The sequence below is a fragment of the Kutzneria sp. NPDC051319 genome (assembly GCF_040682195.1).
Taxonomy (GTDB): domain Bacteria; phylum Actinomycetota; class Actinomycetes; order Mycobacteriales; family Pseudonocardiaceae; genus Kutzneria.
Map to the genome: position 1 here is coordinate 1 of NZ_JBFBAM010000051.1, position 14,351 is coordinate 14,351.

Genomic DNA, 14,351 nt, shown 5'->3' on the forward strand with positions numbered 1-14,351 from the left:
ACCGCGCGCCGGCCGGCGCGCGGTCGCTGACGACCGGCCGAGCCGCACGGCGCCGTCGAAATATCGTCGAATATCGACGACTCGTTGACAGTGCCGCGAAAGCACGGGCAGCATGACTCGCTGTTCCGGAAGGCAGGGGCTCATGTTCACCTCAGGTAAGCGCTTTCTTGCGGCGGTGGCAACGGTTCTGCTCGGCCTGACGACGGCGGGCACGCCCGTGGTCGCGGCACCGGCCCAGGCCGGCGAACGAACCGTCGACTTCGATCACGGCTGGCGTTTCGCCCTGGTGAACACCACGGGAGCGGACGCGCCCGAGCCGGCGGCGGCCGATTCGTCCTGGCGATCGGTGGACCTGCCGCACGACTGGAGCATCGGCCTCGACCCCACCGCCGGCCCGAACACGACCGCCGGCACCGGGTACCTGCCCGGAGGACTCGGTTGGTACCGCAAGACGTTCACGTTGCCGAGGTCGATGACGGGCAAGAAGCTGTCGATCGAATTCGACGGCGTGTACATGGACTCCTCGGTGTACTTCAACGGGAAGCCGATAGGCACGCACGCCTACGGCTACACCGGGTTCAACCTCGACCTGACGGCGCTCGCGCACACCGACGGCCACACGCCGAACGTGCTCGACGTGAAGGTGCGCAACCAGGTGCCGAGCAGCCGGTGGTACTCGGGCAGCGGCATCTACCGCGACGTGCACCTCGTGGCCACCGACCCGGTGCACATCGCCCGGCACGGCACCTTCGTCACCACCCCGAATCTGGCCGGCACGATCAAGTCCGGCTACGCGACCGTGCACGTGGACACGACGGCGGTCAGCGAGTCCGGCGACAACCCGGCCCAGCTGGCGGTCACGGTTCGGGATGCCGCCGGCAGGCCGGTGACCAGCAGGTCCAGTGACGTCAGACTGGGCAGGAACGCCGCTACCACGGGGCTGGACCTGCGCTTGGACCATCCGAACCTGTGGTCGACCGACACCCCCTATCTCTACACGGTGGACACCACACTGTCCGTCGGCGGCCGGCTGGTCGACCAGACCAGCACCACGTTCGGCGTGCGCTGGTTCACCTTCGACGCCGACCAGGGCTTCTCCCTCAACGGCACGGCGATGAAGCTTCACGGCGTCGACATGCACCACGACCTCGGCGCGCTCGGGTCCGCCATCGACCTGGACGCGGTGCGCCGGCAGATGCGGATCATGAAGAGCATGGGCGTGAACGCGCTGCGCACCTCGCACAACCCGCCGTCGCCGCAGATGCTGCAAGTGTGCGAGGAACTGGGCATCGTCGTGATGGACGAGGCCTTCGACACCTGGCGCACCCCCAAGGTGCGGTACGACTACGGCCGCTTCTTCGACGCCGACAGCGACGCCGACGTTACCGAGATGGTCAACGCCGCCAAGAACTCGCCGGCGGTGGTCATGTGGTCCATCGGCAACGAGATCCCCGACTCGACCTCGGTCACGATCGGTGTGCCGATCGCGAAGCGGCTCATCGCGGACGTCCGAGCCGCCGACCCGACCCGGCCGATCGTGATGGGCTCGGACAAGTACCGTTCGGTGCCGGCAAACGGCTCGGCCCAGGACCAGATCCTGCGCATGCTGGACGGTCTCGGCCTGAACTACAACACGGCCGCCTCCGTGGACGCGTTGCACGCCAAGTACCCAACCAAGTTCCTGTTCGAGTCGGAGTCGTCCTCGGAGACCTCGACCCGGGGCGCCTACGACAGCCCGGACCAGCTCAACTCCGGTGAGAACTACACGCCGGGCCGGCGGACGGCGTCCTCGTACGACAACAACCTCGCGTCGTGGACGATGAGCGGGCAGTACTCGCTGAAGAAGGACCGGGACCGCCGGTTCTTCGTCGGCCAGTTCCTGTGGTCGGGCTTCGACTACATCGGCGAGCCGACCCCGTACGACGACGTGTTCCCGGTGAAGTCCTCGTTCTTCGGCGCGGTCGACACCGCCGGCTTGCCCAAGGACCAGTACTACCTGTTCCGCAGCCAGTGGAGCGCCGATCCGATGGTGCACCTGGTCCCGATGAACTGGACCGACCACCGGCCGGGGGAGCCGGTGACGGTGTGGGCCTACAGCAACGCCGACACGGTGGAGCTGTTCCTCAACGGCAAGTCCCTCGGCGTGCGCAAGTTCGACCAGAAGACGACGGCCGACGGCCGGAAGTACCTGGAGACCACCGAGGCGACCGGGGACGACAAGACCGTGACCGGCGGGCCGTATCCGGGCAGCTACACCAGTCCGAACGGCAGCGCCGGCAAGCTCAATCTCACGTGGACGGCGCCGTTCGCTCCTGGCCGGCTCGTGGCGGTGGCCAAGCGCGGCGGCGTGGAGGTCGCCCGTGACGAGCTGCGGACGGCCGGCGCACCGGCGGCGATTCGGCTGAGCGCGGACCGCGGGAGCTCACTTTCCTTCGTCACGGCCGAGGTCGTCGACGCGAACGGCGTGACCGTGCCCGACGCCGACAACGAGTTGACCTTCCACGCGTCCGGCGGCCGGCTCGTCGGTCTCGACAACGGGCAACAGGAGAGCGCCGAGAACTACCAGTCCAGTTCGCGGGCGGCGTTCAACGGCAAGGCGCTGGCCATGATCCGGGGTCCGCTGAGCCTGACGGTGACCTCGCCGGGTCTGCTCTCCGGCTCGCTGAACGGGAATCCGTCGATCGCGGGGCCCGCCGTCAAGGCGAGTCCGGGTGCGGACGCCAGCTTCTCCGGCGCTCCGAACACCCTGCCCGCCGCGATGCTGGACGGCGTCACCACCAGTGGCGGCTGGTCGAACTACTACAGCAAGGCCGCCACCGCGCTGCTGCCGGCCGTGAGCAAGGCCCATGCGAGCGACTGGGTTTCCGAGTCGTGGCCCACGACCCGCCGCGTCGACGAGCTCGGGGCCTACTTCACGGTGGACGCGGTGCATTCGCTGCCGGCGTCGATCCAGGTGTCCTGGTGGGACGGCCGAGCCTTCGTGCCGGTGACCAACCCGAAGATCACCTGGGCCGCCGGCTCCGACCAGCCGACGCGGGTCGCCTTCGATCCGGTGTCCACCACGAAGATCCGGCTCGACCTGTCGAGCAGCCATCCCGGCGCCGGCAACGGGTTCCTGCAGATCGCCGAGCTGACGGCCGGCTGACCGCGGCACCGCGGCGGCCCCCTGGGTCGCTCACCGAGTTTGAAACGATTCAACGAGAGGTGTGGCCATGCTCGAACGGCTGTCCCGAGGTTGTGTCAGAGCGGTGGTGGCGGCCACCGTCGTGGCGGCGGCCGCCACGACGCTGACCGCGTGCGGCGGCGAGTCGGGCGGTCCGACGACGCTGCGCTTCGTGTGGTGGGGCAACGAGGACCGGGCCACCGCCACCAAGGCCGCGGTGGCCCAGTTCGAGAAGCTGCACCCCGACATCAAGGTCGAGACCGAGTACAGCGGCTACGACGCGTACTTCCAGAAGCTGTCCACCCAGGTCGCCGGCGGCGCCGGGCCGGACCTGATGCAGCTGGACCGGGCCACCATCGGCGAGTACGAGCACCGCCACGTGCTGGCCGACCTCGCCGGCATGTCGCTGCACCTCGACAAGATCGACGCCAACCTGCTGGCCGGTGGCAAGGTCGACGGCGGCCAGTACGCCGTGCCGGCCGGCCAGACCACCCAGATGCTGGTGCTGGACCCGGCGAAATTCACCGCCGCCGGCGTGACCGTGCCGACCGCGAAGGGCCAGAGCTGGACCTGGGCGCAGTTCACCGACGCGATCACCAAGGTCGGCGCGACCGGAGTGGCCGGCACCACCGACTTCGGCTGGGCCATCGACTGGTTCGAGGTGTGGCTGCACCAGCACGGCAAGTCCCTCTACACCGCGGGCAAGCTCGGCTTCGACACGAACGACCTCCAGACCTTCTGGACGCTGACCGGGTCGCTGCGTGACCGCAAGGGCGTCACGCCGGCGACCGCGACGACCAAGATGGACGGTTCCACGCAGAACTCGGCGCTGGTGGGCAAGCAGTCCGCGTCGGAGATCAATTACGACTCCAGCCTCACGGGCTACCTGTCCTCCTACGGCGCGCAGCTGGCCGCCGCGCCGCTGCCCAGCGACGGCAAGGACACCGGCATGGCCGCGATGCCGCCGGTCTCGTTCGCCGTCTCGCAGCGCTCCAGCCACAAGGACGCGGCGGCGAAGCTGCTGGACTTCCTCGTCAACGACCCGGACGCCGGCAAGATCCTCGGCGCTACCCGTGGCCTGCCGCCCAACCAGGACATCCGCACCCAGGTGTGCGGCGCGGCGACCGGCGCGAACAAGGCCGTGTGCGACTACGAGGCCGCGCAGCGGGACAAGGTCGGGCCGGCCTTCGGGGCGTGGCCAACCGGGTCGTCGGCGATCAAGCGAGACTTCCAGCGGACCTACGACGACGTCATCTTCGGCCGGATCAGTGCCGCCGACGGCGCGAAGCGTGTCGTGCAGAACGCCCAGAACTCGTTGTCGTGAGGCGCACCCAGGGGGCGGCGTACCTGTTCCTGTCGCCGTGGATCATCGGCGCGACGCTGCTGACGGTCGGCCCGATGCTCGCCTCGCTGTACCTGTCGCTCACCGACTACGACCTGTTCGACCCGCCGAAGTGGCTCGGCCTGGACAACTACCGGGTCATGTTCACCGAGGACGACCGGTTCTGGGCGGCGGTCGGCACCACCGCCCGGTACGTGCTGTTCTCCGTGCCGCTCAAGCTCGTTCTCGCGCTGGCCGTCGCGCTGCTGCTGAACCGGCCACGGCGCGGCGGCGGGCTGTACCGGTCGGCGTTCTACGCGCCGTCGCTGCTCGGCGCGAGCGTGAGCCTGGCGCTGGTGTGGCGGGCGATGTTCGCCAGCGGCGGCACCGTCGACCGCGTGCTCGCCGCCGTGGGCATCACCACCGGCGGCTGGGTGGACCAGCCCCAGTACGCCCTGCTGGCCCTGGTCGCGCTGGCGGCCTGGCAGTTCGGCGCGCCGATGGTCATCTTCTTGGCCGGCCTCAAGCAGATTCCCCGTGAGTTGTACGAGGCGGCCGCGATCGACGGCGCGGGGCCGCTGCGGCGGCTGGTGAGCGTCACGCTGCCGATGCTGTCGCCGGTGATCCTGTTCAACCTGGTGCTGGAGACCATCCACGCGTTCCAGGCGTTCACCGGCGCCTTCGTGGTCAGCAGCGGGCGCGGCGGCCCGAGCGACTCGACCCTGCTCTACACGCTCTACCTGTACCAGCGGGGATTCACCGACTTCCGGATGGGCTACGCCTCGGCGATGGCGTGGGTGCTGCTGGTCGTCGTCGCCGGCGTCACCCTGCTGTTGTTCCGGGGCGCGCGTGGCTTGGTGTTCTACGCGGGGGAGGACCGATGACACGGAGGCTGGTGTGGCATGTCTTCGTCGTCCTGATAATGGTGGTGCTGCTGTACCCGGTGATCTGGCTGGTGAGCACGTCGTTCAAGCCGGCGCAGGAGGTGCTGTCCGGTCTCGCGTTGCTGCCGAAGGCGCCCACGGGGGACAACTACGCCCAGGTGTTCGCCGGCGTGGGTGGGTTCAGTGTGTGGCACTACTTCGGCAACTCGCTGCTGGTGTCGGTCGGGGCGGTGCTGGGCAACGTGATCTCGTGCTCGCTGGCCGCGTATGCCTTCGCTCGTCTGCACTTTCGCGGTAGGGGGCCGATGTTCGGCTTCATGATGGGCACGATCATGCTGCCCCAGCACGTCGTGCTGATCCCGCAGTACATCATCTTCCAGAAGCTGGGCATGGTCGACACGTTCTGGCCGCTGGTGCTGCCGAAATTCCTGGCCACGGATGCCTTTTTCGTGTTCCTGATGGTGCAGTTCATCCGTGGCCTGCCGCGCGAGCTCGACGAGGCCGCCACGCTGGACGGCTGCGGGCCGGTGGGCACGTTCCGGCACGTGGTGCTGCCGCTGCTGCGGCCGGCGCTGGTCACCACCGCGATCTTCACGTTCATCTGGACCTGGAACGACTTCTTCAGCCAGATCATCTACCTCAACGACCCGAGCCGGTTCACCCTGCCGCTGGCGCTGCAGATCTTCGTCGACCAGAGCACGCAGTCGGCCTACGGGCCCATGTTCGCCATGTCCGTGCTCGCGCTGGTCCCGATCGGGCTGTTCTTCCTGGCGTTCCAACGGCTTTTGGTGGAGGGCGCGGCGACGTCGGGGCTGAAGGGATGACGCGGTCACTGGGGTTGTTCGCGGAGGTCGCGCTGATCGGCGTGCTGGTGTGCGTCGCGTCCGCGCCGCTGGTGACGTCGCTCGGCGCGGTGGCGGCGGGGTCGGTGCTGTTGGGCGAACTTCTCGACGGCGGCCCGACTCCCACGGCCCGTCGCTTCGTGTCGTTGCTGGGGCGGGCGTTGCGTGATCCGGTGGCGCTGCTGGTGCCGGCCGTTCTTCTCGCAGTCGGTGCGGTGGACGTGGTGGCGTTGCTGGGCGGCGTTCCCGGCGGCCCGCTGATCGGACTGGCCCTGTTGGCGGTCTCCGTCGTGGTGGTGCGCGGTGCCGCGCGGTGGATGCCCGGCGCGTCGTGGGCCGTGCTGCTGGCCGACCCGCTTCCGTTGCGGGACTGGCGTGGCAGCGCGTTGGTGGCCGCCGCGCTGGTGGTGCTGGCGATTGTTGTCGTGCAGGCGCCGGCGTTTGTCGTGCTGGCACCCGGCTTGCTCGTGCTGTCGACGGCGGCCGTGGCCCGCAGGCGTGCGCGATGAGGCCGCGGGTGGTGCTGGCCGGCGCCTCCGGTTACGGCCGCAGCTACCTCCGGCAACTCGTCGACCTCGACGCTGCCGGCCGGCTCCGGTTCGTCGGGGTGTGCGAGGTGAACCCGTTGGACGACGAGGGAAGGCGTCTGGTCGGCGCCCGACCTGTCGACACCGAACTGGGACGGCTGCTCGCCGCCACCGGCGCCGACATCGGGATCGTCGCCACACCGATCCCCACGCACGTTCCTCTCGCGCACCAGGTCCTCGACGCGGGGGCGCATCTGCTGTTGGAGAAGCCGCCGACGATGACGCTGGGGGACTGGAACCGGCTCGTCACGCGAGTGGGGGAGGCCGGGGTCGCCTGCCAGATCGGCTTCCAGAGCCTGGGATCGCAGGCGTTCACACGCCTCGCTTCGCTCATTCGTGACGGCGAGTTGGGCATCGTGACCGGAATCGGCGTTCGCGGCCGGTGGAGGCGCCCCGACGACTACTACCGGCGCGCGTCGTGGGCCGGCCGGCGCGAGCTCGGGGACGGCGCGCTGGCCAATCCCTTCGCGCACGGCATTGCCACGGCGCTCGAACTGGACGGCAGCACCGGTGTCCTCGATGTGCCGTCGATCGAGCTGGAGTTGTTCCGTGCCAGGGACATCAACGCCGACGACACCTCCTGTCTGCGGCTGCGGACCGCGCGTGGCACGACCGTCGTCATCGCGGTGACCCTGTGCGCCGAGGACGAGGAGGAACCGGTGCTGATCGTGCACGGCACCGCTGGCCGCGCGGAGCTGCACTACACCCTCAACCGGCTGGTCCGGCCAGGGCGCACGGAGGACTTCGGCTGCGTGTCCCCGTTGGAGAATCTGTTGGCGCACCTGGCGGATCCGGCCGTGCCGTTGCAGTCGCCGGTGCAGCGTTGCGGTGGGTTCACGCGGGTGCTGGAGGCGATCCGCACCGCCCCCGATCCACTGCCGATCGGCGCGGAAAACGTGCGCCGACGGGGCGAGTATGTCGACGTGGTCGGTGTCGACGCCGTGGTCGGCCGGGCCGCGGAGGAGTTGCGCACCTTCTCCGAACTCGAGGCGCCGTGGGTGACCGGCCTGCTCAAGGACGTGACGGAGTACGGCTGGGACAAGGTGTCCCTGCCGCAGGTGGTCCCTCGGCCCGCACTGCACCCGGTGCGGACCCTGCACGGCACCGTGGTCACCGCCGAGCACCCCGAGGATCACCGCTGGCACCGCGGGATCGGACTCGCGCTGCCGGACGTCAACGGGGTCAACCTGTGGGGCGGTCCGACCTATCGCCGTGGCCTCGGCTACGTCGAAGGTGAGTTGGGCCAGGTGCGTGAGATCGAGCCGGACGTGGTCGAGTGGTGTGACGCCGCCGGCCAGGGACTCCTGCGGGAACGTCGCCGAATCGAGGTCCGGCCGCACACCGGCGGTTGGGAGTTGGTGTGGCACAGCGTGTTGTCGGCCGAGACCGACGTGGTGCTGAACAGCCCCGGCAGCAACGGCCGACCCGGTGCCGGTTACGGCGGCTGGTTCTGGCGGCTGCCGACGCTCGACCCGGAGCTCGTGGAGGTGTTCACCCCCGACTTTTACGGCGAGGAGCAGGTGAACGGCGCCCGCGCGGAATGGCTCGCCGTCGTCGTGCACGATCCCGACGCGCCCTGGACCGCCGTGCTGTCCGGCCCGGACGACCCGTGGTTCGTCCGGGTCGGCCAGTACCAGGGCGTCGGATCGGCGCTGGCCTGGGAGCGTCCGCGGGTGGTGCACGCCGGCGAGCAGCTCGACATCACCGTGCGCATGGTGCTGCTCGACGGCGTGCACCGCCGGGCCTGACGCGTCGAACCGGTCAGCCGAGCCGGAAGTCCGCGACCCTGATCGGCGACGGCGTGGTCGGACCGGTCGATTTCCGCTGGTACAGCACGGAGAAGACTCCCTCGTCGCGGACCCGGGACGTGTCGACGTCGACCTCGCCGAACGCGCCGAGCTGATCGGCGCCGAACACCTGCGTCCAGTCGGTCCAGCCGCTGGCCCTGGTCGCCGCCACGATCCGGCCGAACGGCATGATCACGTAGGCGTTGTCGTACCTGTCGAACACGAGCTTCGACCGCTGGGTGGAACCGGACTGAACGGGAATCTCCACCTTGCTCCAGGTTCCGTTCCCCGCCCTGGACAGCAGGAAGGTGTGCCCGTACCGCTGGCGATCTGCCTGGTAGTCGGTGACGCACTGGGTGAACCGCCCGGGCACGTAGCTGATCAGGGCGTGGACGGCGCCGGCCGAGTCGACGGCCTGGCTCTCCTGGTTCATCAGGCCGTGGTCGGGACCGAGCGGGTCGACGACCAGCCCCGGCGAGTCGAGGGAGACCGCCGACCCGCCGGTGGCGCCGACCACCGTGCCGGCGTTGTTGTGCCAGGTTCGGCCCTGATCGTCGCTGTAGACATAGCCGGTGTCGTGATTGGACAGTCCGCCGCCGGCGCACAGCACCCCGGTGTTGCCCTCCCGCCACGTGAACGTGGCATACAGCCGGCCGCTCGGCGTGTAGTCGATGCCGTGCAGGTACATGTTCCGGGTGGTGCTCACCACACCGTTGGGGCCGGTGTAGTTCCCGGTGGCCGACTGCCATCGGCCCAGCTTCGTCCACCGGCCGCCGGCGTACTCGGCCAGCTCGTTGGTGCCGTTGCCGGAGGCGCCGGTGCGGTAGGAGAGCTGCAGCGCGCCCGTCGGCGTGACCAGGAACTGCGGATAGGTGATCGAACCGAGGTCCACGCCGCCCAAGGTGCGTTGCACCGCGCCGAAATCCGCCCCCGTCCACGGGTGCGAGGCCGGGTGCGACAGCAGGCCGGCGACCGAGGCCACGTAGTAGACCGGATTGTCGTGGGTGTCCATGGCGATGTGCAGCCGTCCGTCGGCGGGGGAGACGCCCAGCGAGATGACGTTGTGGGAGTCGTTCGTCGACAGCTGGTGCGGCAGTTTCACGGTGGCCCAGGACCCCGACGGCAGCCGGCGGCGGGCGATCACCGCGTTCCGGTCGGCGGTGTACCAGGCGGCGTACTGGTAGCCGGCGTAGGACAGGATCCCGCTCTGCTGGAACGAGTCGTTGTTGACCAGCCCGTCGTAGGAGACGAAGTACAGCGCGGTCGGATCCAGCTGGGTGTCGGCGGTCCTGGTCACGGCGACCGAGCCGGCGGCGTGCGCACGGCCGGCCGGGGCGGCTGTGGCCAGCGTGGCCACGATGGCGGTGAGCGCCATGGCCACCAGGAAGCCGCGAGATGCAACCCTGGCTTTCAAGATCATTTCAAGGCACCCGTCGTTGTGGTCAGCGCAGGAAGGCGGCGGCGGGCAGGTGGGCGTCGGCCATGTCACGCGTGACGAGACCGGCCATCACCGTCCCCCCGTACTCCGAGAAGTGCGAAGAGTCCTGCACGCCGTCGTGGGCGACGGTCAGGTACAGCGGCCAGGAAGCGGCTTCGCCCAGCCCCTCCAGCAGCGCCTGGCTGCGTGCGGTGAGGTCGATCAGTGGCGTGTGCAGCTCGCCGGCCAGGGAGCGGATCACCGCGGGCAGGTCGACACCGAGGTTGTTGACGACCAGGCCGGTGGGCGTGAGCTTGCCGTCCGAACCGAACAGGTGCCGCACGGGCGGCGTGACCAGCACGGGCCGGCCGCCGCGCTGGCGGACGCCGTCGACCAGTTTGCGCAGGTTGGCCCGAAACGTGGCTTCGGGCGTGGTCTTGTCGTTGTGGGCCAGCTGGATCAGCACCTCGTCACCGGGCCGGATCAGCGGCTGCACGGCGGCGAACAGCTTCGGGTTGCTCAGCCAGCTGACGGTGCTTTCCCCGGAGTCGGCGTAGTTCGCCACCACGATCCCGGGGCGCAGCAGCTGCGGCAGTTCCTGCGCCCAGCCGCGTTTGGGGCCGTTGAGCCAGTCCGAGGCGGTCGAGTCGCTGATCACGAACAGGCGCGGGTGATGTGCCGGTGTCACGGTCACTCTGGTCGCGGCCGGATGGCTGCCGGTGAGGCGGACCTGCAGGCCCGGGGTGCCGGTTCCTTCTTCGCCCGTGGGCATGCTCTCCGGACTGCGCACGTTGACCGAGAGCACTTCCTGGCGGAACTCGCCGGCACGGGTGCCGACCGGGGCCAGCATCGTCCGGCGCGCCTCCACCTGGATGCCGCTCTGCGCGGCGGCGGTGGCGCTGCCGAGGGTGACCGTGACGTCGTAGTCGCCCGGCGGGACGTCGAACGAGTACGAGGCGGCGGCGGGGGAGGTGGTGAGCAGCGAGAACAGGGTGACGGCGCTGACGATCGGGGCGATCACGGGGCCTCCTGCGGGGCGATGGCGAGCAGGGAGATGTAGGCGAGGGTGCGCTGGGCGAAGTCGTTGGTGGCGAACGTGGCGAAGTCGCCTGCGGGGTTGGACGTGCCCCGGGTCGGGATCTCGTCCACCGGGACGGGAACGGCCGTGCCGGAGACCCGCACCGCCGCCGGCCACGGCTGGCCGCTCGGATCGGAGGTGAACTGCTGCCAGCCCCGAGACCGGATCGTCGGATCGGCCAGTTGCTCGCCGGCCCACGCGGTCACACGGGAGTAGATCGTCTTGAACACCTGGGGGTTGAAGTCCCGGCCGTAGCGGGCGATCTTCTCCGCCGACGGCGCCTGCACGTAGCGGGCGAAGTCCAGCAGGGTGCGGCGGAACTCCGGCACGTCGAAGAGATCCAGCGCCTCCCACAGGATCTGCTCGCCGCAGAACGCCATCGCCAGGTTGTAGCCGCCGTCGAAGTCGCCGCGTCCGAAGTTCACCAGGTGCCCGGTGGTGGGGTCGAAGCCGACGGCCCCGCCGGCCTCGCCGGTGAACAGCCCGGCGGGGAAGGCGGCGATGTCCCGCATGCCGGTCACGATCCGGTCCCGCCACCGGGTGTCGCCGGTGCGCTCCCACTCGGTCAGCCAGTTGCTCACCAGCGCGTACCAGTCGGGGCCGATGCGCACCCGGGCCGGCGCCTGGGTCTGCGGCGGCAGCACTTCACGCAGCGGATCGATCGACCGCAGCGTGGCGTCGGCCCGCAGCGAGCTCCTGATCAGGTCGCCGAGCAGCTCGTCGGCGGTGAGGTAGTAGGCGAACCGCTTCGTGAACGACTCGCCGACCCTGGCCTCCTTGGCGCCGTCGCCCCAGTGCGAGACGGCATGCCGCGAACCGAGGCCGGCGAACCGCCCGCTGTGGTGCGTGTCGACCTCGCTGACGTGCTGGGTCATCGCCCGCGCCAGCCGGAACACCTCGGGCCGGCCGGACCGCAGGAAGACGTACCACAACGCCGCGTCGGTGCCGAGTTCCGCGTTGTCCCAGGCGTATCCGCCCACGTCGTAGCGCCAGCAGTGCCGGTCGGCGTCGTAGGTGTGCATGACGTCGCCGTAGTGCCAGAACCCGTAGAACTCGCGCTGGTCGACCTGGCCGGCGTAGAAGGCGACCTCCCGGTCGACGCCGTCCTCGTAGGCCGCCAGCGTCGCGGTGCGGCGGTCGGGCAGGCTCCAGCGGCCGAAGACGCCGGCCTCGTGGTAGCGGGCCGGCGACGCCACGATCTGCGCGCTGACCTCGGCGGGAAGCTGCGCCACCCGGTCACGCGTCGGCGTGCTGTCCAGGGCCCACAGCCACATCTCGGTGGAGCGGACCACGCCCTCCGGGGTGGCGAATCCGGGCTGGACGTCCTCGTAGGAGAGGTCGAGGCCGTGGGCGGTGGTGTCGTAGGGGCGCAGGTCCATCGCGCCGGCCTGCGGCGCCCATGACCACAAGGTGACGGTGGCGGTGTCGCCGGCCGCGCCGCGGACGTCCACCGCGCGGGGGAAACGCTGCCAGAAGTCGCTCATGCCGAAGGCGAGGCCGCCGCTGGTGCTCCCCACGTAGCCGAAACCCGATGCGCGGTCGCCGTGCCCGGCGTGCTTGAGCCAACTGGCCTTGGCGGAGGTCCGCTTCCACACCGAGAAGTGGTTCGCCGTCTCCTGGAACAGCGTGAAGTCGTTCCACACGGCCAGTTGCCGGTACCCGTCGCGCACCTGCTGCGACCACTGATCGACGGGCGGGGTGGCGGTGCCGGCGATCTGGGCGGCACGCACGGCCGACCCCGGGTCGCGGCGGAGGCCGGTCAGCACCCGCACCGGCTCGCCCCAGATGCCGCCGGCCGCCGTGCCGAAGCGGATGTGCCGGTTGTGCGGCTCCTCGGCCATCGGCACCGCGATCTGCAGCCCGAGCCCCCCGATGAGGTCGTGGTCGACGTCGGCGTCCCACACGAAGTGGTGCACCAGGCGGATGGCCTCGTCGCCGGCCCCGAGGTAGATCCGCAGCGTCCAGGGCAGGACCGACCGCACGTCGCCCGGCAGGCGATAGCGACCGGTCAGCTTCACGACCGCCCGCACCGGGCCGGCCTGCTCGATGGTCGCCGAGGTGACGTACCCGACCCACTCGTTGCGGCGGACCACGTTCGCGTCGTCGTGCTGTCCCTGCAACAACAGCGTGAGTCGACCGTCGTGACCGACGACAGTGCCGCCGCGGGTGATGGAGGTGATGGGCGTGGGACCATGCGCGGCCAGGCGGACATCGACGACACCGTTGCCGAGCCTGATCTCGTCGCCCGACTTCGACACGACAACGGGGTGCCTGGGCGCGGCCGGCACGCCCGTGCTGAGCCGGAACGCCCCGGTCACCGGCGTCTCGGCGCCGGTCGCGTGCGCCGTCCACTTGAGACTGCCGTCCGGCCAGTAGGCCAGCGGCCACGACTGCACCGGAACCGACGCGCCGTCCGTGGTGGCCAGGGCGAAGGTCGCGTCCTTGGCCACCTGCCCACGGGGCCAGGGCACGCCCCAGGTGCTGCCGGACGGGGCGGGCGGCGGGCCGTCCAGCCAGTGCAGGTCCGCCGACGGTGTGGTCGGTGTCGTGGCCGGCGGCACACCCAGCCCGGCGGCCGCGGCCGCCGCTCCGGTGCCGGCCAGGAAGATTCGTCTCGGAAACGACATCGGCGACCTTTCCTAGCGAGTGAGCACGATGACGGCGTTGTGGTCGGCTCCCGGCGTGACGGTCACCGTGAACAGGTGGGTCGCCGAGTCGTAGTGCACCGCGCCGGCCGCGTCGGCCAGGTGGCGGTGGAAAGCGCTTTCCGACGTCGAGTCGCCGGACAGGTAGGCCACCAGCGGGGCATTGGCCTTGGTGACGGCCAGGGAGCTGATCGCCGGCGCGCTGCCGCCGAAGTCGATGTCCAGGCCCGGGGCTCCGGCGCCGCCCTGGCCGGTGGGCTGCCCCTCCGGACCGCGCGCGTTGACCGTGGTGGGGGCGACCTTGCCGGCGGCGGTCGGGGCGGGAAACACGCCCGCGGTCAGGCCGGCCATGAGGATCGCGTGGCGCCTGAGAGACATGGACTTCTCCTGCCGTGTCCGGTGTGGACTGTGCGATCGCGCGACGGGGTCCGGTGCGGCAGGACAGTACTGCTGGCTCCGACCATCGCCAAAAACGTTTCAATTCGCCGGACGCGCTGGTAGGCGGTTCGGCGTGAACGAGACGCGCGGGTTCGGACGTTCGCGGTGGTGGCGGCGGGCATGCGCGGCGGTCGACGGTGATCGTCGCCAAGATGAAAATTACACCGAGCGATCCGCGGACCGGCACGC

Annotated in this window: 10 protein-coding genes; 6 read left to right on the forward strand and 4 right to left on the reverse strand. The window is 70.2% G+C overall.

The features are described 5' to 3' along the window. Window positions 1-175: 175 nt before the first annotated feature. The 6 genes from AB0M73_RS34845 to AB0M73_RS34870 all read left to right on the forward strand — a co-directional run bounded on the left by AB0M73_RS34845 (window position 176) and on the right by AB0M73_RS34870 (window position 8,545). Window positions 176-3,145: a glycoside hydrolase family 2 TIM barrel-domain containing protein gene (locus AB0M73_RS34845; protein WP_363899987.1), complete on the forward strand. Its 2,970-nt coding sequence runs from the start codon at window positions 176-178 to the stop codon at window positions 3,143-3,145. A gap of 67 nt (window positions 3,146-3,212) precedes the next feature. Beyond that, a complete protein-coding gene (locus AB0M73_RS34850; RefSeq protein WP_363899990.1) occupies window positions 3,213-4,487 on the forward strand; it encodes an extracellular solute-binding protein in 1,275 nt (424 codons plus the stop codon). Then, on the forward strand, window positions 4,484-5,368 hold the full coding sequence (locus AB0M73_RS34855) for a sugar ABC transporter permease (RefSeq protein WP_363899993.1): 885 nt from the start codon (window positions 4,484-4,486) through the stop codon (window positions 5,366-5,368). The genes AB0M73_RS34850 and AB0M73_RS34855 overlap by 4 nt, the downstream gene beginning before the upstream one ends. Continuing rightward, window positions 5,365-6,192, forward strand: a complete 828-nt coding sequence (locus tag AB0M73_RS34860; protein ID WP_363899996.1) for a carbohydrate ABC transporter permease — start codon at window positions 5,365-5,367, stop codon at window positions 6,190-6,192. The genes AB0M73_RS34855 and AB0M73_RS34860 overlap by 4 nt, the downstream gene beginning before the upstream one ends. Further along, the gene (locus tag AB0M73_RS34865) at window positions 6,189-6,719 is read left to right on the forward strand and encodes a hypothetical protein (RefSeq protein ID WP_363899999.1); all 531 of its coding nucleotides are present in this window, start codon (window positions 6,189-6,191) and stop codon (window positions 6,717-6,719) included. Before AB0M73_RS34860 ends, AB0M73_RS34865 begins: the two co-directional genes overlap by 4 nt. Further along, window positions 6,716-8,545, forward strand: coding sequence for a DUF6807 family protein (locus AB0M73_RS34870; RefSeq protein WP_363900002.1), 1,830 nt, complete (start codon window positions 6,716-6,718; stop codon window positions 8,543-8,545). Before AB0M73_RS34865 ends, AB0M73_RS34870 begins: the two co-directional genes overlap by 4 nt. A gap of 13 nt (window positions 8,546-8,558) precedes the next feature. Here the strand turns inward: AB0M73_RS34870 and AB0M73_RS34875 are convergent, their stop codons facing one another. From AB0M73_RS34875 to AB0M73_RS34890, 4 genes are read right to left on the reverse strand one after another with little or no spacing between them, the layout of a single operon-like run. After that, complete coding sequence (locus tag AB0M73_RS34875) at window positions 8,559-10,004, reverse strand: BNR repeat-containing protein (protein ID WP_363900005.1); 1,446 nt, start codon at window positions 10,002-10,004, stop codon at window positions 8,559-8,561. Window positions 10,005-10,026: 22 nt separating this feature from the next. Then, window positions 10,027-11,022 carry a rhamnogalacturonan acetylesterase gene (locus tag AB0M73_RS34880; RefSeq protein WP_363900007.1) on the reverse strand — a complete coding sequence of 332 codons (996 nt, stop codon included), beginning with the start codon at window positions 11,020-11,022 and terminating at the stop codon, window positions 10,027-10,029. After that, window positions 11,019-13,706 (reverse strand): hypothetical protein, encoded by a 2,688-nt coding sequence (locus tag AB0M73_RS34885; RefSeq protein ID WP_363900010.1) that lies wholly within the window; start codon window positions 13,704-13,706, stop codon window positions 11,019-11,021. Before AB0M73_RS34885 ends, AB0M73_RS34880 begins: the two co-directional genes overlap by 4 nt. Before the next feature lie 12 nt (window positions 13,707-13,718). Further along, a complete protein-coding gene (locus AB0M73_RS34890) occupies window positions 13,719-14,102 on the reverse strand; it encodes a hypothetical protein (RefSeq protein ID WP_363900013.1) in 384 nt (127 codons plus the stop codon). Window positions 14,103-14,351: the final 249 nt, after the last annotated feature.